The following is a 20553-nucleotide window of genomic DNA, read 5'->3' on the forward strand; positions in this document are numbered from 1 at the left end:
CTATCACAACCAAAAGCTCCGAACGATGAATCGTCCGGAGCTTCCTTCAATTGAAATATGTTTGTCCATCCTCTTTTTGTTTACTTCGATTCTTTTATTAAAATTTCTTTCATTTCAACAAATTGCTGTTGAACATCGCTTGATGGTTTCTTTGTTAGGAAACTTACAATAATGACAGCTAATAAACTTAAAAAGAACCCTGGAATCATTTCGTAAAGAGTATCCTTCAACGGAGTATTTACCCAAATTAATACCGTGACAGCACCTACAATCATTCCTGCAAGTGCTCCCCATCGAGTCATACGCTTCCAGTATAGACTTAGTAAAATAGCAGGACCAAATGCAGAACCAAATCCAGCCCAAGCATATCCGACAAGTCCTAAAATCGTATCACTAGGTTTTAAAGAAAGCAAAATACCAATAATTGCAACACCTAAAACGGCAGCTCTTCCGACTGTTACAAGCTCTTTGTCAGAGGCTTTGCGTCGGAAAAATGTTTTGTAAAAATCTTCTGTAACAGAGCTTGCCGTTACAAGCAGCTGAGAAGAAATCGTACTCATAATTGCCGCTAGTAGAGCTGCATATAAAAATCCAGTAATTAACGGGTTAAAAAGTATATCTGCAAATTTAATAAAAATAGTTTCAGGATCTGCTAGTTTCATACCCGTTTTTTCTACATATGCAATTCCAACAAGTCCTGTCAGCATAGCACCAATAATAGAAATAATCATCCAGCTCATTCCAATACGACGTGCGGGTTTTAACTCTTTAACAGAAGAGATAGCCATAAAGCGAACGATAATATGAGGCTGTCCGAAATAGCCAAGTCCCCAGGCCAAGAAAGATATAATACCTAAAACGGTTGTACCTTTAAAAATGTCCAGGTATGCTGGATTAATGTTCTGTACAATATCCATTGTTGTGTTAACGCCTCCAACATTGGTGAAAGCTACAATGGGTACTAAAACTAAGGCAAGAAACATAATAACACCTTGAACAAAATCTGTTAAACTAACAGCTAAAAATCCACCGAAAAGAGTGTAGGCAATAACAACAGATGCTGTTACAAATAAGCCAATTTGATAATTCACACCAAATGCCGATTCGAACAATCGTCCGCCTGATACCATACCAGCTGAAGTGTAAAGAGTGAAGAAAATAAAGATAACAATCGCTGATACTGTTCGAAGAATCTTGGCGTGGTCGCCAAAACGATTTTCAAAAAAGTCTGGAATTGTAATAGAGTCGTTCGCTACTTCCGTATAAGTGCGAAGACGCGGAGCGAGGATTAAATAATTTAAATAAGCACCAATAGATAAACCTACTGCAAGCCATAAACTTGAAAGGCCTGTCACATACATGGATCCTGGAAGCCCCATTAACATCCATCCACTCATATCTGAAGCGCCAGCTGAAAGCGCAGTAACGGCCGGACCTAGTCCGCGTCCGCCTAGCATGTAACCCGATACGTCTTGAGTTGTTTTTGTGTAGGCATACCATCCTATTCCAAGCATTCCTACAAAATAAATGCCCAGTGAAATATAAACACCAATATCCACCAAATCTCCCCTTTATGCATTTTTTATGCATGAAACGAGCACTGCTCGCCATGCAAACATCTTATGGTTTCTAAAACTAACAAACTTTTCCCTTACTATCAACCCACAAAACCGTAAATTACCTAAGTCTAAAATCCCCTAAACCTTTATATTACAGAAATGAAAACGTTTTCAAAATAAAGTAAAATAAAAATATTCAGAAATTTATAAGAGCAATTTTTATGCAATATTTTATGCAAAAAATAAAATAAAAAGAGCATTTCGTAAAATGCTCTTTTGTCATTCATGTATATTAGCGTGAGTTCGGGAATACGCGGCGAACCACTTCTGAAAACTCGTCAAACAGTCCAGAGACTGGTTTGCCGGTTTGAAGCTTGTCTACATATCCGTTCATACGGTTTACAAAGTCAGGGTTTGTTGATACAAACACTCGATGAACACTGCCGTCAGCTTTTCTCACTTCATGTGCAATCTTATGCTCCATATCTTTTGTGAGATTACCTTCTTTGTTATCGTCTAATACAGCTGCTACGTAAGCTGTATGATCGGTTACGATTACGTTAGCATCTTTTACGTTTTTTAACGCTACGATACGATCAGCTGCCACATCGGCTACTCTCATTCCGCCGGACTGATTGTACTGTTCTTTTTCATTACGCTGTACGTCTTGCGTATCGTTTACATCATTCATTTTCGTTTTATTGTTTCCATTTTCATATGTGACGTTGCGAACTGTATTATCGTCAATGACGCCATCTTTACCTTGATCTGCTGTGCTGCAGCCGAATAAAGAAAGGGTCGTCATGCAGCCTACAACAAACAAAAACGATTTCTTCATGATAGTATCACTCCTTATAAGTTTTAACCTTTCTTATAATTTGTTAAAAACGTGTGAAGCATACATGAAAAATATAAAAAAGCCTATACTATCGAAAAAGGAGGAATATGTATGAGTGGAATCCAACAAAGCATATTTGTGCTTCATACAAAAGAAGAAAACCATGAAGAAACAACAACGTTTGCGTTAACTTCAGAAGAAGCTAAGCTGTTATTTGAGACCCTGCAAAATAAGCGAAAAGAAATTATCGACGCCCATATTGATAACATGTTGACGTAAGGAAGATAATATTTTGCAAAACGGCTGAGCCGTATGCTAAGAATGGCCCAATATTTGCATTCTACATATAGGTATAGTATAATGTAAACGCAACCAAATTTAATAAATGTAATGAATACTACGTTTGACCATACACTCGAATTAGATTTAGTGAAAATTCACTTGTTATAAAGGAGATCTACTTCGCGTAGGTCTCTTTTATAATATGTGAATTTTTTATTTACGGTATAAATGTAAATATAGAGTAACATATTAAAATTTTTACATTTTTTGGAGGTTTTTTACATGGCTACTACAGGTACAGTAAAATGGTTTAACAGTGAAAAGGGCTTCGGTTTTATCGAAGTACCAGGCGAAAATGACGTATTCGTTCATTTTTCAGCTATCCAATCTGAAGGCTTCAAAACATTAGAAGAAGGCCAAAAAGTTGAATTTGAAATCGTTGAAGGCCAACGTGGACCTCAAGCGGAGAATGTTGTAAAATTATAATTCAACGCTACATATGAAAGCTGCCAATAGGCAGCTTTTTTTTGTGCAAATTCGTTTTATTTGTATGATTAAGAAAATAGATTAAAGTAGGGGAGAAGGAAAGGTATGAATTCATTTCATTGCTGTGCCACATGTCAACATTTTCAAAGCATTAAATTGGATAAGGGAATGAAGTATCAATGCAAAAGACTAGGCTATGACACCCGTCCTTCTTATCAGTTTACATGCTGGGAACCAAAAGAAGTAGTTAAAAAACTAATGGAAAAACGAAGTAGATGAAAGCTATGTTTACCATGACAGAAAAAAACAAGAACTGTTAATCAGTGATTTTGATTAATCGTTCTTGTTTAACTTTAACTAGAATACTTTTGTCCAAGCCTCTTTTAATTATTCCTCGTTATTTGTATCTTCCTCTGAAGGTAAATGTTTCCCACAAAACTCTTTGACAGCTGCTGCTTCTTCTTCTTCAAGGTCGAAGTCTAATACTTTATTTGTTGAAACTTCGTAGAAATGAGTTTGGGCAATAGAAGTGTTATCTTCGCCTTTAATATATACTACGCGTAGTGCAAGGTCGCTGCCGGTATATAATTCATCCTCTTCTTCTACCTCAATGTATAAATGAAATTCATAGCGTTCACCTAGAAGGAGACCAAATGGATCCTGCAATTGTTCAGCTGTATATTCTTTAATTGTAAACATATGTACGTCCTTTCCGTATATCAGTAAAATACTTGCATCATCTATTATAGTTTTTCTTTGCAAAGAAAGAAAGTGCACGCGTAATTCATGCACGGATTTATTCCTTGATCATTCTATTTAGCGAATCTACTTGATGCGATGGCGCAAGGACTTCGATGATTTACTTAAAGGCGGAAGAAACGCGCGTATGTTTTTGCTTATACATAGCAGCATCTGCTTTTTGAATTAATGTATCTAGGTTGGTGTCGTCTGAAGGCGCACATATAATAAACCCGTAACTCGCAGACAGTGTATATGGCTTATTAAATTCTTTCTTTTTATCTTCTAGCTGTTCATTAATATTTTGCCACAGCTCGTGTACGTATTCTTCCGTTTGTTCAGGAGCAATTAATAAAAACTCGTCACCTCCGTAGCGAAAGAGCGTATCATTCTTGCTAATATAGCCACCAATTGATTCTGCTATTGTTTTAATAAGCCAGTCGCCTTCTCTATGACCGTATTGATCATTTACTAGTTTTAAAGAATTAATATCGATAAAACATAATAGAAAAGATGTATGATTGGTTTTAGCTCTCAGCAGTTCCAGCTGCAGTTTTTCCATTCCGCTTCTTCGATTTAAAATTCCGGTTAGCATATCAGTTGAAGCGTGCAAGCTCAATTCATGCTCAACCGCTTTTAAATCGGTTATATCGGTAATACCGGCGAGTATGCAGCTTTCGCTTTGATACTCTAGTAATTCATAATTGATCATAACCCACTTAGAATCTCCATGTTCACGTGCTTCTAGGATGTAGTTTTTTACATATTTCTCTTGTTGAAGACGTTTTAAAATCTCCTTTCGATCTTCATCGGTAGGGTAGATTATAAATCCATCTATTTGGTCAAGATCTTGAGAAGCAAGATTGTAAAAATGAACAGCTTTATTGTTAATGAGCAGCACTTTGTGGTCGGATAATCTCGTTAATAGTAAAGGATAGGGATTAATTTTGAACAGCGTAAAAAAATTACGTTCGCTTTCTTTTAGCTGTAAATGATTCATATATTCTTTGTGACGGTATGTATAAAGAATGTATGAAATAAGTAAAGCGATAGCAACTGCTGCCGTTGTATTGATCTGCTTTGAAATAAGAGAAAAAGAATCCGGTACATATCGTGACAAGCCGTATAATAAAAAAAGATGGTTAGGAATAAAAATAATGCACAGCTGTTTTAATTTCATAGGACATAAAACAGCTGTGGAAATCAAAAGCATCATATATACGTCTACGCGACCTGTGAAAAGCTGACTGTTAATAGTAGAAAGTGCTGCAGCAAATACGTAATAAAATATATAGCCATATACAATGGTGCTTAAGTAGTTAGCAAACCGCTCTTTTCTCTTACTAACATAATAGAAAAATAAATAAAGAGAAGAGAGAGTAAAACTAGTGAAATGAATACCAATTAGTGTATGTCTAAACTGAGATGTCCCCGCATGTTGAAGTAAAGAAAATCCTATATAAATATAAATAGGGTAGGAAACTACAAGAGCAAGTGAAACTAGCTTGACTCTCTGTTGAAGCATTTCTGCATTCGTTTTATCGAACATTTTATCTTCATTAACTTCTCTTCCTGAAGGAAAACGAAATTTCTTCAAAAAGGAGAAAGGTAAAAGCGAAAGAAGAAATGACATGACCATCATCTCCATATCTTTTTTAGGTATTTTAGCATGTTTGTATAAGAAAAGACATGAATTTTTTAGATGAAAATGTCTGCTTTTCCATCGAGAAAAAGCATTAAGAGTTATATGATTAAAGGTGAGGCCAAAGAGCCTCACCTTTTTTATTGAAGTTTATTCGATTCAGCATGCCGTACAAACATGGTTTCATCTTCTACTAATCCGCAAGCTCCGCACTGAATGCGTTTTTGCGGTCCATTATAAGCAGCGTGAAAGGCATCGAGCGTATCGTTTGTGTATTCTTCTACAACGTCTCCGCTTCTTGGATCCATTTTTACAGGTTTAGCATTTTGTTCAATGATATTAAAGCGCGTTCGGTTTGTTTTGCAGCTAGGGCAAAGATAAGGGCTTCCCATTTTTAACATCTCCTTGAAAAATTTACTGTATTAATACCATGTCCGAATCCACCAAAAACATACAAAAACTTATGGTTTTCTATCGAACGTTCATTCGTTAAAATAGAAGCAGGTGATGAAAATGAGAATACGAAAAAACTTACAAGAAGTAATGGATATCTTACAAACCAATCCATCGTATCAGCAAAATATCGTTCATTGGCATACAATCGAAGAGAAAGAAGCTAAAACTGCGCCATTTCCAGCTTCTTTGCATACGAAACTGCGGCAAGCACTTGAGAACCGAGGAATTGGTTCGCTTTATACGCATCAAAAAACAGCGTTTGATTTGGCGACAGCTAAGAAGAATGTTGTGGCTGTGACGCCGACAGCATCGGGGAAAACATTGTGCTACAACTTGCCGGTACTCCAGAGTATTGTGGAGAATGATCAGGCTAGAGCTCTTTATTTGTTTCCAACAAAAGCGCTTGCCCAAGATCAAAAAAGTGAATTAAATGAAATCATTGAAGAAATGGAAGTACCAATCAATAGCTACACGTATGATGGAGATACTCCGGCAAATATCCGTCAAAAGGTGAGAAAAGCAGGTCATATTGTTATTACGAATCCAGACATGCTTCATTCAGCTATTTTACCTCATCATACGAAATGGGTATCACTGTTTGAAAATCTGAAATACATTGTGATTGATGAACTTCATACGTACCGTGGTGTTTTTGGAAGCCACGTAGCCAACGTTATCCGCCGGTTAAAGCGAATTTGCCGCTACTATGGAAGCGATCCTATCTTTATTTGTACATCAGCGACCATCGCTAATCCAAAAGAACTCGCTGAACATTTAACGGGAGCTCATGTTATGTTAGTAGATAACAACGGAGCGCCTAGCGGCCGCAAACATTTTATTTTTTATAACCCGCCTATTGTGAATAAACCTTTAAACATTAGAAGAAGTGCTACGCTTGAAGTGCGAAATATTGCAGGAGAGTTTTTGAAAAATAAAATTCAAACGATTGTATTTGCACGAAGCCGAGTACGAGTGGAAATTATTTTAACGTATCTGCAGGAGCTCGTAAAAAACCAGCTTCAACATAAGTCTATTCAAGGGTATCGAGGAGGATATTTGCCGAAGCAGCGACGCGAAATAGAAAGAGGACTTCGAGAGGGAAGTATTTACGGGGTAGTCAGTACGAATGCTTTAGAGCTAGGAGTGGATATCGGGCAGCTGCAGGTGTGTGTGATGACAGGTTATCCAGGCACGGTTGCAAGTGCTTGGCAGCAAGCAGGACGAGCAGGGAGACGTCATGGAGAAGCCGTCATTGTGATGGTCGCAAGTTCAAGTCCGCTTGATCAGTATATGATTCAGCATCCGGATTACTTTTTTAGCAGAAATCCAGAAACAGCTCGAATTAATCCTGATAATCTTGTTATTTTAGTCGATCATTTAAAATGTGCGTCCTATGAGCTGCCGTTTAAGCAGGGAGAAACATTTGATGGGGTAGAAATTGAAGACGTGCTGGAGTTTTTGCAAGAAGAGCGAGTGATTCATTTTAGCGGAGACAAATGGTACTGGATGAATGATTCGTTCCCAGCTCATAATATCAGTCTGCGCTCCGCATCCCAAGAAAATGTTGTCATCATTGATCAATCGGACGTTGCAAATGTGAAAGTAATTGGAGAAATGGATCGCTTTAGTGCCATGACGCTTCTTCATGATGAGGCGATTTACTTGCATCAAGGCATTCAGTATCAAGTAGAATACTTGGACTGGGATGAGAAAAAAGCGTATGTTCGTGAAGTCGATGTAGACTATTTCACCGATGCAAACTTAGCGGTTAACTTAAAGGTTCTAGAAGCTGATAAAGAGCGACTGGAAGGAACATATTCAATCGGTTATGGCGATGTAATGGTCAGCGCCATGGCTACGATATTTAAAAAAATAAAGTTTGAGACGCATGAAAACATAGGGTCAGGTCCCATTTCACTTCCGGAAGAAGAGCTTCATACAAATGCCGTGTGGCTAAGCTTTGAAAAAGAACAGTTTTACGAATCTGAAGAACGATTGGAACAAGCGCTCATTTCTGTGGCAAATGCCCTTCAGTCAATTGCACCGCTTATGGTGATGTGCGATCCGTCTGATTTACATGTAGTTCCTCAGATAAAAGCGGTGCACAACGAACAGCCGACTATCTTCTTATATGATCGATACCCGGGAGGCATTGGGCTAAGTGATAAAGTATACGAACAAATGAATGATGTGCTAAATCAAGCCAATCAATTAATTGTAAATTGTTCTTGCGAAAGCGGCTGTCCGTCTTGTATCGGTATGGAAGCACAGGGAGAACACGCGAAAAGCGATGCGCTCGTGCTGCTACAACAACTGCAAAGTAGGTGAACTCTTGTCTTTTAAAAATAAATTAAACCGTATGAAAAAGCATCTTCATGTTACAGAAGCGAAGCCTCCGGTTGAAAGTACCCCCCAGCGATCTAAGGGCGCGTCTATTCCCTATGAGCAGGAATGGAAGGGAAATCATGCTGCGCCTTACTTTGCCGAAGACAGCTACTGTATGATCAGAGAAGTGGTTTACCCGCTCGACTACAAGCATGGACATTATGAATTTAATGAGCTGAAAAAAGTAGTGGAAGTATGGAATCAGTCTACAGTTGCTCATCCGCTTTCATCAAAAGGCCACACATATTCAGATTTGTTTTTCTTTGATACGGAAACGACGGGGCTTAGTACAGGTACGGGAACGACTATCTTTTTGCTAGGATACGCAAGGGTGTTAAAAGATTCCGTCGTTTTTCGTCAGCATATATTAACCGAGCCAAGTGGAGAAGTAGCATTTTATGAAAGTTTTTTAAAAGAAGTAGACTACACGACGCTTGTGACTTATAATGGTAAATCTTTCGATTGGCCTCACGTCAAGACTCGCCATACGCTATTGAGAGATCATTTGCCCAAGCTGCCTAAGTTCGGTCACTTTGATTTACTGCATGCGTCAAGAAGGCTGTGGAAACATAAAATGGGTTCGGTTAAGCTTGCGAATGTCGAAAAAGAAATACTTGGAATTGAACGAGTTGATGATATTCCCGGTTTCTTAGCTCCCATGATTTATTTTGATTTTATTGAAACGAAAAATCCAAGAGGCTTATTCGACATTATGAAACATAATGAACATGATATTTTATCGCTTATTACCTTATACATTCATTTATCAAAACATCTCCTTACTAGTGAGGAGTTTACAGAAAAAGAAACATATGAAGTGGCAAGGTGGTATGAGCAGTTGGGGGAGAACAAGCACGCTTTCTCTCTTTATCAAGGCGTAGCGGAAAAAGAAAAAGAAGAGCATGAAAAAGCTCAGCTAGCGATGGCTTATCATTATAAAAAAGAGAAGAGTTGGAAAGAGGCAGTGGACATGTTTGAACCCTTGGTTCAAACATGTGAAGGTGACGTCGCTATAGAAGCACTGGTTGAGTTAGCTAAAATTTATGAGCATCGTCTCAAAGATGTTCATCAAGCACTTCTATATACTGAGCTAGCCTCGGAGAAGTGGAATCAACTCAGGGGAATGACGAAAAAAACGTCGAAGGAAGCGCTTGAAAAAAGACTTCTTAGATTAAAAAATAAATCAGCTAAAGGATAGGCTTCAGCTGATTTATTTTAAAATATTCAGAATTATTATTCTTTTGTTTTTGTAGACGTTTTATATTGTTCTATTTTTCAGTCATTGATAAAATTAGTCAATGTAAGACTGATTCTTACAGCTTAAAAACAGAACTTTGGTGAGATGGAGAGAGGCCTCATGAAAAATGTGATTTTAGTATCATTTTTCGCATTAATTTGTTTAACAGTAATTGTCTTAAGCAGTTTGAAAAATTCGTATAACTCCTTTATGTAGGTCAAAAATAGGTGTTTGTCTTAGTACATGTACATTACCCTTCACATATTGTAATAGTGTAATAACTAAACAGTGAAAGGGGAAAAAGGATATGTATCCAAGACCAACAAAATGTATGCCACCAATTGTGCATCCAACAAAATGCTGCACACAGTTTACTTCTCAGGAGGTAGTTGTACCTCACATTCATCCAAGTCATAATACATTGGTGAATCATACAAATGTGAAGCACGTGCATTACTTCCCGCAAACACAATCTGTTGTAAATGAAACTTCAAATCAACAGTTTTTTGGCGGTGCGCAGCAATATCCAACTCAAGTAGGTGGAGCAGGCTATCCAGGTCAAATGGGAGGCTACCCAGGTCAAGTAGCAGGTGCTGGTTACCCAGGTCAAGGAGGTTACCCAGGTCAAGTAGCAGGTGCTAGTTATCCAGGCCAAGGAGGCTACCCAGGTCAAGTAGGTGGAGCTGGTTTTCCAGGCCAAGGAGGTTACCCAGGTCAAGTAGCAGGCGCTAGTTATCCTGGACACAAAGGTTGCGGCCAAGGAAGCTGTCATACAAAAGGCGCGCATCAAGGACCTAATTCAGGGTATTTTAGATAATGTACGTTAATAGGAGCTGATTACATCAGTTCCTATTCTATTTTGTTACAAAGGAGTTATATAATGAAGGTGCTAACGGTTACTGGTTATAAGCCATTCGAACTTGGAATTTTTAATGAAAAACATCAAGGCATTACATACATAAAAAAAGCGCTCTATAAAAAATTACAGGAATTAGTAGAAGATGGATTAGAATGGGTATTGATTAGTGGCCAGCTAGGAGTAGAGATTTGGGCAGCAGAAGTGGTATTTGATCTGCAGCTCGATTATCCCGAGCTTCAGTTAGCTGTTTTAACACCATTTTTGGAGCAGGAAGAAAAATGGAATGACGTCAATAAAGAATTGTATGAATTCGTCTTAAGTCAAGCAGATTATGTAGATAGCATCACAAAAAAGAAATATGAAAGTCCAGCACAGTTTCGGTTGAAAAATCAATTTTTAGTAGAAAAAAGTGAAGGTATTTGTTTAGTTTACGACGAAGAGCACGAAGGAAGTCCTAAATATATGTTAGAAACGGCTAAAAAGCGTGCTGAACGAGAAGAATACCCTATTATAATGGTGACGTCTCACGACTTACAAGATATCGTGGATGAAGAAAAATTTTCGTCTTTTTAACGCCACTTGACGAAACATTTTAAAAGATAAATTGACATTTGAAGCTATTTTTGAAAAAATGAATTATAATAAAGATAAGGTTTATCGTATTCGAGGTGATAGAGATGTTAGCTGATAAAATTCGTTTAACGGCCAAAGAAATTTTAGAAAAAGAATTTAAAACAGGCATGAGAGGCTATAATCAAGAGGAAGTAGATAAGTATCTAGATTCTGTTATTAAAGATTATGAAGCATTTCATGAAGAAATTGAAGCATTACAAACTGAAAATTTACGCTTAAAAAAGCAAGTAGAAGAGTTATCTAAAAAGCCGCAACAACCTTCGTTTACCCCGCCGCCGGCTCAACAGCAGCAGCAAGCGGGTACGACAAACTTTGATATTTTAAAACGTTTGTCAAACTTAGAAAAACATGTGTTTGGAAGTAAATTATACGAATAACCTAAAAATAGGAGTTGCATTCAACTCCTATTTTTATTATACTAAGGAAAGTCGTTATCAATAACGTTCGGGTAATTGCTGCATCACATATGAGGATGTAGAGGAAAGTCCATGCTCGCACAGACTGCGATGTCTGTAGTGTTCGTGCCTAGCGAAGTCATAAGCTAGGGTAGCTGTTAAAAGCTAACGGCGGGGAAAAAGCCTAAGTCTTTTTAAGATATGGCTTGACTACTCTGAAAGTGCCACAGTGACGAAGTCTTATCAGAAATGATAAGAGTGGAACGAGGTAAACCCCTCGAGCGAGAAACCCAAATAATGGTAGGGGAACTTTCTGGAAGGAACTGAACGGAAGGAAGGACAAAATGGTTACATTTTGTAGATAGATAATTGCCACCGGAGTACGAGGTAGCTAGCCGCTTGCAGTACAATGGTACAAAACATGGCTTACAGAACGTTATTGAAAAGCAATCGACAATAGTTGTTATACACTATATTTTAATCCAACCCAGCTCTTCATATAACGGAAGAGCTTTTTTTATGTCAAAATGACAGCTTATCATAAGCTGTCATTTTTTTGTACAATCAGGCTGAGCTTGTTATCAGCCTCAGGTCTTAGGAGAAAATAAAGCTCTAGCTCGTTTTGAAAAAACGTTATCATCCTTAAACTAAGTATATAGAGAAGCGAAAGGAGGAAACAAAATGAAAAAAGTCGGTTTGTTTTTGATTGGAGCGGTAGCTGCTATCGTTCTTCTTGCAAATGCTGGCCCCATGGTAGGACTTGCGCTTGGCTTGGTTATTTTGTACGTAGCATTTAAAGGGTTTGTTAAAGCAGAGACCCCCTTTAAAAAATGGTTCTGGGGGTTTATTGGTGTCGTCGTACTCTTAACAACCGTTTCAAACCTTCCGGCTCTTGCTGGTATCATCGCAGCAGTAGTACTTTACATTGTATATAAAAAGTGGAACAGCAGCAGGCCTATAAAAATGGAAAAAGAAGATCCGTTTAAGCACTTTGAACGTCAGTGGGCTGACTTAAATCAAAAATAATAAAATTTCACTTTATTATCTAAGGAGATGAACAAAATGAGAAACTTATTTACTCGAATGAAAGAAACGATTTCTGCAGACCTTCATCAATTACTTGATCACAAAGAACAAAAAAATCCAATTGCTTCGTTAAATCACTATTTGCGCCAATGCGAGCAGGAGACTGAAAAGGTAAGGCAGCTTGTTGAGCGGCAGCACACGTTAAAAGAGCAGTTTAATCGCGAATACCATCTGGCACTTGACATGATGAAAAAACGTCATGAGCAAGCACAAGTGGCGCAAGCAGCTGAAGAAGCAGAATTACATGAATTTATTGTAAAAGAGCATGCTCACTACGAAGAGAGAGCAAAGCGTGTAAAAGAATCTTATGAAGATGCATCCAAGCAGTTAGAAGAGCTTGAACAAAAGTATGAAGAAATGAAGCATAAGGTAAAAGATATGCATATTCGCCGTATGGAACTAATGGGGCGCGAAAATATTGCCCGTGCGCACCATCGTATGAATTCAGTAATGAAAACGGAAGCATCTTATGCGTCCTACAGTCAGTTTGACGAAATGGAAACCTATATTGACCAGCTTGAAAATCAAATTAATACAAATTACTACAGACAAACAGTAGACAGCAAGATTGCTGAATTAGAAAAAAGAGTAAAATCATCGTAAAAAATCAGTGTTTCTGCATAAAACATGGTATTCTAAAAAAGGCGTAGGTTTCTGCGTCTTTTTAAGGTGAGAGAATAGATATCTGCAGCATCCAAAGAACGCTATGTCATCTACGAGGAGAAAGGAGAGGGAGCTGTGCAAAGCGTAAACAAAACAGAATCTCTTATGTTCATTTTTATTTGCAGCTTATTTGTCCTGTTTATTGAAATTATGTTTTTTCACAGCGGCTTGATCTTTTCTGTATTAATTGCCGGTGCGTTCATGTATATTGGGCGAAAAAAAATGAGAAGAAAATTAGGGCGTATGTTATTTTGGATTGGCGTTATTGGGCTTGTGTTGAATATATTTAATACGGTTGCCTTTAAGTTTTTAGTTATTGCTCTTTTTCTGTACTTTTTACTTAGGTTTATTCAATCAAGAAAGCATCCGATTGAATTCAGACCAACTGACGAATTTACCCAGCAGCCAAACCAAAGTTTGGTGCAGGTCCGGCCGGTTTTGACGAATAAACTTCTTGGTAGTCAAAGAACCGAAGACTCCGTATACGAATGGGATGATATTAATATTCAAAGCGTATGGGGAGACATTGTGATTGATTTAAGCAATACTGTTCTGCCAAAAGGCGATGCGGTTATCTTTATTCGTCAAGTGTTTGGAAATATTAAAGTGCTCATTCCTTACGAAACAGAAGTATCTGTGAATCATTCTAAACTAGCAGGAAACGTAACGGTTTTTGGCCATCAGCGCGGCTTTTCGTTCAATGAAAATTTGTCTATCAAAACAGAGGAATTTGATCAATCTGCTCATAGGGTGAAGATTGTTACAACTGTTGTGATTGGAGATTTAGAGGTGCAAAGGATATGAGTATTCTTCAACGGCAGTTATTGTGGGGGATTTTCTTAAGTTTTTTTGTATTTGTATCCGTGCTCCTTACCGTGTTTTTGGCATATCCTGTTTTTCAACTTAGCGACTTATGGAAAACGAGCGTATTTGGCATGCCTTTTGTGCTGTTTTCCTTCAGTTTAAGCCTTACGATTGGAAGCGTGATTGGAGGAATCATGGGGTTTATGTGGAGACAGCAGTGGACATATGTTGAAAACCGATTATATGAAATAGAAAATGGCCACCGGCATATGTCGGCAAATCAACCGCTTATTCAAGAAACGTCTCGAATTATAAGCCGTTTAAACAAAGTAGATCATAAAATGATTTTTCAAGCGCAGCAATCTCAAAAGATGGCAACGGAAAAAGTGGAAAATCAGCAAAAGCAAGTGCAAGAAATTGTTTCTCAAGAACGAAATCGGCTTGCTAGAGAACTGCATGACTCCGTTAGTCAGCAGCTATTTGCCGCTTCGATGCTTATGTCTGCTATTACGGAATCCAATCTTACGCTACAAGACTCTGAAGCTAAGCAATTAAAGATGGTTGAAAAAATGATTAATCAATCACAGCTTGAAATGAGGGCTTTGCTTCTTCATCTTCGTCCTGCAGCATTAAAAGGAAAATCGCTACAGGCTGGAATGAAAGAACTGATGAATGAGCTTGCTCAAAAAGTACCGCTTGAATTAAATTGGAAAATAGAAGGGTTTGAACTTGATAAAGGCATTGAAGACCACTTGTTTAGAATTTTGCAAGAATCCGTATCAAATACGCTGCGTCATGCAAATGCAACAGCTTTAGACGTGCTGCTGATCAAACGTGACTTTTCCATTATTTTACGTATTGTGGATAACGGAGTTGGTTTTGATGTAGAAAAGGAGAAAGTCGGATCGTACGGTCTGCAAAATATGTATGAACGCGCAGTTGAAATTGGAGGCCTATTAAAAATTATTAGTTTGCCCGACAAAGGAACAAAGCTAGAAGTAAAAGTACCGTTAGTAGAAAGAGAGGAGAAGCAAAATGATTAATGTACTGTTAGTAGATGACCATGAAATGGTTCGTATTGGCGTAGGAGCGTATTTGTCGGCTCAAACAGACATTCATGTAATAGCTGAAGCAGCCAATGGCCAACAGGCCGTTGAATTAGGGCTTCAGCTGCGCCCGGATATTATTTTAATGGATTTAGTCATGGAAGAAATGGACGGGATTGAAGCAACAAAACAGCTCATTAAGCAGTGGCCGGAAGCAAAAGTAATTATTGTCACTAGCTTTCTAGATGACGAAAAAGTATATCCCGCTCTAGAGGCAGGGGCAACAAGCTACTTATTAAAAACGTCTAAAGCAGGAGAAATTGCAGCTGCTATTCGCCGTACATATGAGGGGGAATCTGTATTAGAGCCTGAAGTAACCGGTAAAATGATGTCTAAAATGAGAAAGCCGTCTTTACCTCATGAAGAACTCACAGCTCGTGAAATGGAAATTTTACTTTTAATGACACAGGGTAAAACAAATCAAGAGATTGCAGACGAATTATTTATTGCGCTAAAGACGGTAAAAACACATGTGAGCAATTTATTAAGTAAGCTGGATGTGCAGGACCGAACTCAAGCCGTCATTTATGCCTTTAAACACAAATTAGCGCAGTGAGAATCGTTATTCAAAAGAGAATAACGATTTTTTTTGTGAAAAACCTATTTTTTTGCATGTATTCATTATAAAATAGCGATATGCGTAAAGGCGAACGCTTACGTAAAAGCACTATTTTGAGGGGTTGAGCACATGGAAAAGAAATGGTGGAAAGAAGCTGTTGCGTATCAAATCTATCCGCGAAGCTTCATGGATTCAAACGGCGACGGAATTGGTGACATTCAAGGGGTTATTTCAAAATTAGACTATTTATCTGATCTTGGAATTGATGTCATTTGGATTTGCCCGATTTATCAGTCTCCTAACGACGATAATGGCTACGATATCAGTGATTATAAAGATATTATGAAAGATTTTGGAACAATGGAAGACTTTGATGAGCTGTTAGATGAAGTTCACCATCGCGGAATGAAGCTGATTATGGATTTAGTTATTAACCATACTTCAGATGAACATCCTTGGTTTTTAGAATCTAGGTCTGCTAAAGAGAATCCATATCGTGATTATTATATCTGGCACGAAGGTAAAGATGGAAAAGAGCCAAACAACTGGGAATCTATTTTTAGCGGATCAGCTTGGGAGTTCGACGAAAAGACAAAAGAATATTACATGCACGTATTTTCTAAAAAACAGCCCGATTTAAACTGGGAAAACGAAAAAGTACGTCATGAGCTTTATGAAATGGTTAACTGGTGGTTAGATAAAGGAATTGACGGCTTTCGTGTAGATGCTATTTCGCATATTAAGAAAGTGGCCGGCTTCCCAGATCTGCCGAACCCTGAAAAGCTAGATTATGTGCCATCGTTTGAAGGGCATATGAATCGACCGGGAATTCAAGAACATTTAAAAGAGCTAAAAGAAAAAACGTTTGCCAAATACGATATTATGACGGTTGGAGAGGCAAATGGTGTAACATCGGACAGCGCAGATGAGTGGGTAGCTGAAGATGGCGGAAACTTCAATATGATTTTTCAGTTCGAGCATATGGGACTGTGGGATAAAGGAGAAGAAAAACCGCTTGATTTAATCGAGTTAAAAACAATTTTAACTAATTGGCAAAATGGTTTAGAAAAAATTAACGGCTGGAACGCTTTATATTTAGAAAATCATGACCAAATTCGTTCTGTAAATAAATTCGGCAGCACAGCTTACCGAGTGGAAAGTGCAAAGTGCTTAGCTGCACTATACTTTTTAATGAAAGGAACACCGTTTATTTATCAAGGACAAGAACTTGGAATGACCAATGTTAAATTTGATTCTATTGATGATTATGATGATGTTGGGATGATTAACTACTACCGTATTCAGCGTGAAAAAGGCGATTCACATGACGAGATTATGAAAGTTATTTGGGAAACAGGCCGCGATAACTCAAGGACGCCAATGCAGTGGAATACAGAAAAAAATGCAGGATTTTCTACCGGAAACCCTTGGATGAAAGTGAACCCAAATTACGTAGACATTAACGTAGAAGAGCAGAAAAGTGATAAGAATTCGGTACTGAATTTTTACAAACAGCTCATTAAAATTAGAAAACAGCATGATGTGCTGGTGTATGGAACTTATAAGCTGTTGGCAGAAGAAGATTCCGCTATTTACGCGTATACGCGAACATTAGAAGGTAAAACCGCTGTTGTTATTTGTAATATGTCACCGAATAATCAAACGTTCGAGTTTCCTTCAGAGAGCTCATTTACAAACATAGAAGTGCTGATTCATAATTATCCGTTGGATAAAAACGAAACGCTTGAACAATGTACGCTGCACCCATATGAAACACGTGTATACTTACTTTCATAAACAAGTTGAGCAACCGATTGCGCAATTTTAAAATGGAAAGCTTTTAAAAACAAATCTATATGCGACATATGTAAAGAAACTGCTGGCTCTACCAAGAGCGAGCAGTTTCTGCATTTTGATAAAAAGACGGAGAAAGCTTTGACTACGGCGCATGTATATGGTACTTTTACACTTAGTGTAGATAATTAGAAACAAAATGAGGTTGAAAAATGGCGAAATATAAAATTATTGCAACAGCAGCAATGGGAATTGAAGCACTAGTGGCTAAAGAAGTGCGTGCTTTAGGATATGAATGTGAAGTAGATAATGGCAAGGTTATCTTTGAAGGAGACGAGCTTGCAATTGCTCGATGCAATTTATGGCTTCGTACAGCAGATCGAATTAAAGTACAGGTTGGACAGTTCAAAGCTCGTACGTTTGATGAGCTTTTTGAACAAACAAAAGCATTAAATTGGGGAGATTATTTGCCCGTAGATGCACAGTTTCCTGTATCGGGAAAATCAGTTAAATCTAAATTGTTCAGCGTATCAGATTGTCAAAGCATTGTAAAAAAAGCAATTGTTGACAGCATGAAAAAACATTATAACAAAACAACAGGCTGGCTCGAAGAAACGGGGTCAACGTTTAAAATTGAAGTAGCGTTATTAAAAGATGTTGCTACATTAACAATTGACGCAAGCGGTGCAGGACTTCATAAGCGCGGTTACCGCGTAGGACAAGGGGAAGCTCCTTTAAAAGAAACGCTGGCAGCTGCTTTAATTATGCTAACGCCGTGGAATGCGAATCGTCCGTTTGTCGATGTTTTCTGCGGTTCTGGTACAATTGCTATCGAAGCAGCGCTTATCGGTCAAAATATTGCACCAGGGTTTAATCGTGACTTCTTATCAGAAGAGTGGCCGTGGATGTCAGCAAGCATTTGGGACAAAGCGCGCGAAGAAGCAGAAGACTTAGCGAACTATGACCAAGTGCTAGATATTGCTGGTCATGATATTGACCATCGTATGGTAAAAGTAGCGGAGCAAAATGCATTTGAAGCTGGACTTGGAGATTTAATTCAATTTAAGCAAATGCAAGTGCGCGATTTTACGACGCCGAAAGAATATGGAATCATTATTGGTAACCCTCCGTACGGCGAACGTTTAAGCGATCGTCCTTCTGTTGAAAAAATGTACGCTGAAATGGGCGAAGCGTTTTCTAAGCTTGATACGTGGTCGATTTATATGCTTACATCTCATGAACAGTTTGAACAGTACTACGGTAAAAAAGCGACGAAAAAACGCAAATTATTTAACGGATTTATTAAAACAGACTACTATCAGTACTGGGGACCTCGTCCTCCACGAAACGACTAATAATAAAAAGCCAAGCGGTGTAGAAACCGCTTGGCTTTTTTACGTTATTTCTTTTTTAAACCGCGATAAGCTAGCATTCCAAACATGCCTATCCCGAGCACGACAATTAATAAAATAAACCAAAACGTGGCATTAAGCAGGTATTTATATAGTCCGTCATAATAATCATGCATGTACTCACCCCATTATGTTTTTTTATAGTATGGGCGAGTAGCAGGGCAATATATGTATTCATTTCTTTTTACTAGCAGGCTTAAAACGAGAAATGATTAGCTTATTTCTAACATATTTACGAAGGGGAAATCTCATACTAAAACCTAAGAGGTGATAAAATGAGAAAAAATCGGTCAGCACGGATTTTTGGCGGGATGATGCTTCTTTCATGGTTAACCATCCCTTTTATAGGACGACAGCATATTAAGCGTTATTTATCATCTACTATGTTTATTTCCTTTTTGATTATGGTTGAAAGCTATATTGCTGAAAAAAAGAAGTGGTGGATATTCCCTAATCCTCCTCATCCATATTTAACAGGTGAAGCTGCTTTACTTTTAGGTCCATTTTTAGCAGGTTCTTTATGGATTAAAAAGTTCACATATGGCCATTTTGGAAGGTATATGTTATTGAATGCAATCGTAGATACATTTTTTGTTTATCCTTTTCAACGAGCTATGAGCCGTGCAAAGCTTTTTAGGGTAGGCACATTTAAAGAGTACCATTTGCTAGGTATCTTTCTGTTAAAAGCTGCTTTAATGTACGTTTACCAACACCTAATAGTAGAGAAACCGAAACCTCAGCGTGCTTTAAAAAATAATCCTATAGAATAAAGGGGCAGGCAGGGAAGCGTGATTTTCTTGCCTGCTATTTTAATGCCCCAGAGGTCATTCCTGAAATGAAATGCTTTTGCAAAAACACGTACGCAATCAATAATGGAATAGAAGAAAGAACGACTGCTGAAAACAGCATAGGGTAATTGGTTAGAAATTCCCCTTGAAAGTCCAATAATGCAATAGGCAGCGTTTTTACTTCTTTAGATTTTAATAATAGCAAAGGGAATAACAGATCATTCCACACGATCACAAACGAAAAAATTCCTACTGTAGCCATTGAAGGTATGGAGAGTCGAAGAGCGATTTTTGAATATATTTTCCACTCTGACGCCCCGTCCATGCGAGCGGCTTCGAATAGTTCCTTTGGCAAAGTTTTCATAAACCCCGTTATAATAAACACACCGATAGGAAGCAAAAAACTTATGGAGACGATAATGACCCCTGTTAGCGTATTGACCAGTCCAAGCTTATTCATCAGCAAAAAGACAGGAATCATATTGACTTGAGTAGGGACAATCATTCCGCAAACAAAAAAGCCGTATACAATCCATCCAAGCTTTTGAGGTAGCTGAATAATAGCGTAAGCAATCATGCTTGAAAACCATAGAATAAAAAACGTGCTAAAGACGGTAACAATCACGCTGTTTTGAATATAGCCAAAGATGGGTTCATTGACGAGCAGCTGTTTATAATTTTCAATATTCCAGCCTGCTGGTAATCCAATTGGGTTGCTGTAAAGTTCAGGCGTTGTTTTAAAGGTTGTTAATAAAACCAAGCTTAAGGGCAACAGAATGATTAAACCGTATATCCCTAAAATCAGATGTCTGAATGGATTTTGTTTCATAA

General features: G+C 38.0%; 22 protein-coding genes and 1 other RNA gene. 16 read left to right on the forward strand and 7 right to left on the reverse strand.

Going from position 1 to position 20553, the window contains the following annotated elements; genetic code table 11:
• Window positions 1-80 precede the first annotated feature (80 nt).
• Window positions 81-1559, reverse strand: a complete 1479-nt coding sequence (putP, locus tag AC1VNJ_RS15900) for a sodium/proline symporter PutP (protein ID WP_042992235.1) — start codon at window positions 1557-1559, stop codon at window positions 81-83.
• 292 nt (window positions 1560-1851) lie between these two features.
• Entirely contained in the window at window positions 1852-2397 is a 546-nt protein-coding gene (locus AC1VNJ_RS15905) for a YhcN/YlaJ family sporulation lipoprotein (protein ID WP_014460948.1), read from the reverse strand.
• 111 nt (window positions 2398-2508) lie between these two features.
• Here AC1VNJ_RS15905 and AC1VNJ_RS15910 point away from each other — a divergent pair, with 111 nt between their 5' ends.
• Window positions 2509-2676: a hypothetical protein gene (locus AC1VNJ_RS15910; protein ID WP_013056129.1), complete on the forward strand. Its 168-nt coding sequence runs from the start codon at window positions 2509-2511 to the stop codon at window positions 2674-2676.
• A gap of 285 nt (window positions 2677-2961) precedes the next feature.
• Complete coding sequence (locus AC1VNJ_RS15915; protein WP_013056130.1) at window positions 2962-3165, forward strand: cold-shock protein; 204 nt, start codon at window positions 2962-2964, stop codon at window positions 3163-3165.
• Window positions 3166-3552: 387 nt separating this feature from the next.
• Here AC1VNJ_RS15915 and AC1VNJ_RS15920 read toward each other — a convergent pair whose 3' ends face one another.
• From AC1VNJ_RS15920 to AC1VNJ_RS15930, 3 genes are all read right to left on the reverse strand, one after another.
• Window positions 3553-3864 (reverse strand): DUF6509 family protein, encoded by a 312-nt coding sequence (locus tag AC1VNJ_RS15920; RefSeq protein ID WP_014460946.1) that lies wholly within the window; start codon window positions 3862-3864, stop codon window positions 3553-3555.
• Between the two features lie 160 nt (window positions 3865-4024).
• Window positions 4025-5536: a sensor domain-containing diguanylate cyclase gene (locus AC1VNJ_RS15925; RefSeq protein WP_182421181.1), complete on the reverse strand. Its 1512-nt coding sequence runs from the start codon at window positions 5534-5536 to the stop codon at window positions 4025-4027.
• Between the two features lie 149 nt (window positions 5537-5685).
• Window positions 5686-5937: a hypothetical protein gene (locus AC1VNJ_RS15930; protein WP_013056134.1), complete on the reverse strand. Its 252-nt coding sequence runs from the start codon at window positions 5935-5937 to the stop codon at window positions 5686-5688.
• 121 nt (window positions 5938-6058) lie between these two features.
• Here AC1VNJ_RS15930 and AC1VNJ_RS15935 point away from each other — a divergent pair, with 121 nt between their 5' ends.
• From AC1VNJ_RS15935 to AC1VNJ_RS15995, 13 genes are all read left to right on the forward strand, one after another.
• Window positions 6059-8329: a DEAD/DEAH box helicase gene (locus AC1VNJ_RS15935; protein WP_482641041.1), complete on the forward strand. Its 2271-nt coding sequence runs from the start codon at window positions 6059-6061 to the stop codon at window positions 8327-8329.
• Window positions 8330-8333: 4 nt separating this feature from the next.
• A complete protein-coding gene (locus tag AC1VNJ_RS15940) occupies window positions 8334-9584 on the forward strand; it encodes a ribonuclease H-like domain-containing protein (protein ID WP_328157341.1) in 1251 nt (416 codons plus the stop codon).
• A 346-nt stretch (window positions 9585-9930) separates the two neighbouring features.
• A complete protein-coding gene (locus tag AC1VNJ_RS15945) occupies window positions 9931-10440 on the forward strand; it encodes a spore coat protein (protein ID WP_034266527.1) in 510 nt (169 codons plus the stop codon).
• Window positions 10441-10503: 63 nt separating this feature from the next.
• A complete protein-coding gene (locus AC1VNJ_RS15950; protein WP_028414057.1) occupies window positions 10504-11055 on the forward strand; it encodes an SLOG family protein in 552 nt (183 codons plus the stop codon).
• A gap of 104 nt (window positions 11056-11159) precedes the next feature.
• Window positions 11160-11492 carry a cell division regulator GpsB gene (gpsB, locus tag AC1VNJ_RS15955; protein ID WP_013056140.1) on the forward strand — a complete coding sequence of 111 codons (333 nt, stop codon included), beginning with the start codon at window positions 11160-11162 and terminating at the stop codon, window positions 11490-11492.
• Window positions 11493-11555: 63 nt separating this feature from the next.
• An RNA gene (gene rnpB, locus AC1VNJ_RS15960) (RNase P RNA component class B) lies at window positions 11556-11944 on the forward strand.
• A 247-nt stretch (window positions 11945-12191) separates the two neighbouring features.
• Window positions 12192-12536, forward strand: coding sequence for a lmo0954 family membrane protein (locus tag AC1VNJ_RS15965; RefSeq protein WP_028414056.1), 345 nt, complete (start codon window positions 12192-12194; stop codon window positions 12534-12536).
• Window positions 12537-12572: 36 nt separating this feature from the next.
• Window positions 12573-13199, forward strand: a complete 627-nt coding sequence (locus tag AC1VNJ_RS15970) for a PspA/IM30 family protein (RefSeq protein ID WP_028414055.1) — start codon at window positions 12573-12575, stop codon at window positions 13197-13199.
• Between the two features lie 135 nt (window positions 13200-13334).
• Entirely contained in the window at window positions 13335-14063 is a 729-nt protein-coding gene (gene liaF, locus AC1VNJ_RS15975; protein WP_482641042.1) for a cell wall-active antibiotics response protein LiaF, read from the forward strand.
• Window positions 14060-15106: a sensor histidine kinase gene (locus AC1VNJ_RS15980; RefSeq protein ID WP_328173721.1), complete on the forward strand. Its 1047-nt coding sequence runs from the start codon at window positions 14060-14062 to the stop codon at window positions 15104-15106. Before liaF ends, AC1VNJ_RS15980 begins: the two co-directional genes overlap by 4 nt.
• The gene (locus tag AC1VNJ_RS15985) at window positions 15099-15725 is read left to right on the forward strand and encodes a response regulator (RefSeq protein ID WP_028414052.1); all 627 of its coding nucleotides are present in this window, start codon (window positions 15099-15101) and stop codon (window positions 15723-15725) included. The genes AC1VNJ_RS15980 and AC1VNJ_RS15985 overlap by 8 nt, the downstream gene beginning before the upstream one ends.
• A 132-nt stretch (window positions 15726-15857) precedes the next feature.
• A complete protein-coding gene (locus AC1VNJ_RS15990) occupies window positions 15858-17525 on the forward strand; it encodes a glycoside hydrolase family 13 protein (protein ID WP_028414051.1) in 1668 nt (555 codons plus the stop codon).
• Between the two features lie 209 nt (window positions 17526-17734).
• The gene (locus tag AC1VNJ_RS15995; protein ID WP_155008271.1) at window positions 17735-18877 is read left to right on the forward strand and encodes a THUMP domain-containing class I SAM-dependent RNA methyltransferase; all 1143 of its coding nucleotides are present in this window, start codon (window positions 17735-17737) and stop codon (window positions 18875-18877) included.
• Between the two features lie 44 nt (window positions 18878-18921).
• On the opposite strand, the gene AC1VNJ_RS16000 is transcribed toward AC1VNJ_RS15995, so the two are convergent.
• Window positions 18922-19050, reverse strand: a complete 129-nt coding sequence (locus AC1VNJ_RS16000) for a hypothetical protein (protein ID WP_013056148.1) — start codon at window positions 19048-19050, stop codon at window positions 18922-18924.
• 159 nt (window positions 19051-19209) lie between these two features.
• Here AC1VNJ_RS16000 and AC1VNJ_RS16005 point away from each other — a divergent pair, with 159 nt between their 5' ends.
• Window positions 19210-19704, forward strand: coding sequence for a hypothetical protein (locus tag AC1VNJ_RS16005; RefSeq protein ID WP_416789113.1), 495 nt, complete (start codon window positions 19210-19212; stop codon window positions 19702-19704).
• Window positions 19705-19738: 34 nt separating this feature from the next.
• Here AC1VNJ_RS16005 and AC1VNJ_RS16010 read toward each other — a convergent pair whose 3' ends face one another.
• Window positions 19739-20551, reverse strand: a complete 813-nt coding sequence (locus AC1VNJ_RS16010) for a carbohydrate ABC transporter permease (protein ID WP_099000108.1) — start codon at window positions 20549-20551, stop codon at window positions 19739-19741.
• Between the last annotated feature and the right edge of the window lie 2 nt (window positions 20552-20553).

The sequence above is a fragment of the Priestia sp. 3CA3 genome, from assembly GCF_056836725.1.

What these genes read in the sequence shown, in the direction of transcription:
- AC1VNJ_RS15980 (WP_328173721.1), top strand. Translation starts at nt 14,060, where the DNA reads ATGAGTATTCTTCAACGGCAGTTATTGTGGGGGATTTTCTTAAGTTTT.
- AC1VNJ_RS15935 (WP_482641041.1), top strand. Translation starts at nt 6,059, where the DNA reads ATGAGAATACGAAAAAACTTACAAGAAGTAATGGATATCTTACAAACC.
- AC1VNJ_RS16000 (WP_013056148.1), bottom strand. Translation starts at nt 19,050, where the DNA reads ATGCATGATTATTATGACGGACTATATAAATACCTGCTTAATGCCACG.
- AC1VNJ_RS15915 (WP_013056130.1), top strand. Translation starts at nt 2,962, where the DNA reads ATGGCTACTACAGGTACAGTAAAATGGTTTAACAGTGAAAAGGGCTTC.
- AC1VNJ_RS15920 (WP_014460946.1), bottom strand. Translation starts at nt 3,864, where the DNA reads ATGTTTACAATTAAAGAATATACAGCTGAACAATTGCAGGATCCATTT.
- AC1VNJ_RS16005 (WP_416789113.1), top strand. Translation starts at nt 19,210, where the DNA reads ATGAGAAAAAATCGGTCAGCACGGATTTTTGGCGGGATGATGCTTCTT.
- AC1VNJ_RS15930 (WP_013056134.1), bottom strand. Translation starts at nt 5,937, where the DNA reads ATGGGAAGCCCTTATCTTTGCCCTAGCTGCAAAACAAACCGAACGCGC.
- AC1VNJ_RS15995 (WP_155008271.1), top strand. Translation starts at nt 17,735, where the DNA reads ATGGCGAAATATAAAATTATTGCAACAGCAGCAATGGGAATTGAAGCA.
- AC1VNJ_RS16010 (WP_099000108.1), bottom strand. Translation starts at nt 20,551, where the DNA reads ATGAAACAAAATCCATTCAGACATCTGATTTTAGGGATATACGGTTTA.
- AC1VNJ_RS15910 (WP_013056129.1), top strand. Translation starts at nt 2,509, where the DNA reads ATGAGTGGAATCCAACAAAGCATATTTGTGCTTCATACAAAAGAAGAA.
- AC1VNJ_RS15905 (WP_014460948.1), bottom strand. Translation starts at nt 2,397, where the DNA reads ATGAAGAAATCGTTTTTGTTTGTTGTAGGCTGCATGACGACCCTTTCT.
- AC1VNJ_RS15970 (WP_028414055.1), top strand. Translation starts at nt 12,573, where the DNA reads ATGAGAAACTTATTTACTCGAATGAAAGAAACGATTTCTGCAGACCTT.
- gpsB (WP_013056140.1), top strand. Translation starts at nt 11,160, where the DNA reads ATGTTAGCTGATAAAATTCGTTTAACGGCCAAAGAAATTTTAGAAAAA.
- AC1VNJ_RS15945 (WP_034266527.1), top strand. Translation starts at nt 9,931, where the DNA reads ATGTATCCAAGACCAACAAAATGTATGCCACCAATTGTGCATCCAACA.
- AC1VNJ_RS15965 (WP_028414056.1), top strand. Translation starts at nt 12,192, where the DNA reads ATGAAAAAAGTCGGTTTGTTTTTGATTGGAGCGGTAGCTGCTATCGTT.
- AC1VNJ_RS15950 (WP_028414057.1), top strand. Translation starts at nt 10,504, where the DNA reads ATGAAGGTGCTAACGGTTACTGGTTATAAGCCATTCGAACTTGGAATT.
- AC1VNJ_RS15990 (WP_028414051.1), top strand. Translation starts at nt 15,858, where the DNA reads ATGGAAAAGAAATGGTGGAAAGAAGCTGTTGCGTATCAAATCTATCCG.
- AC1VNJ_RS15925 (WP_182421181.1), bottom strand. Translation starts at nt 5,536, where the DNA reads ATGTCATTTCTTCTTTCGCTTTTACCTTTCTCCTTTTTGAAGAAATTT.
- AC1VNJ_RS15985 (WP_028414052.1), top strand. Translation starts at nt 15,099, where the DNA reads ATGATTAATGTACTGTTAGTAGATGACCATGAAATGGTTCGTATTGGC.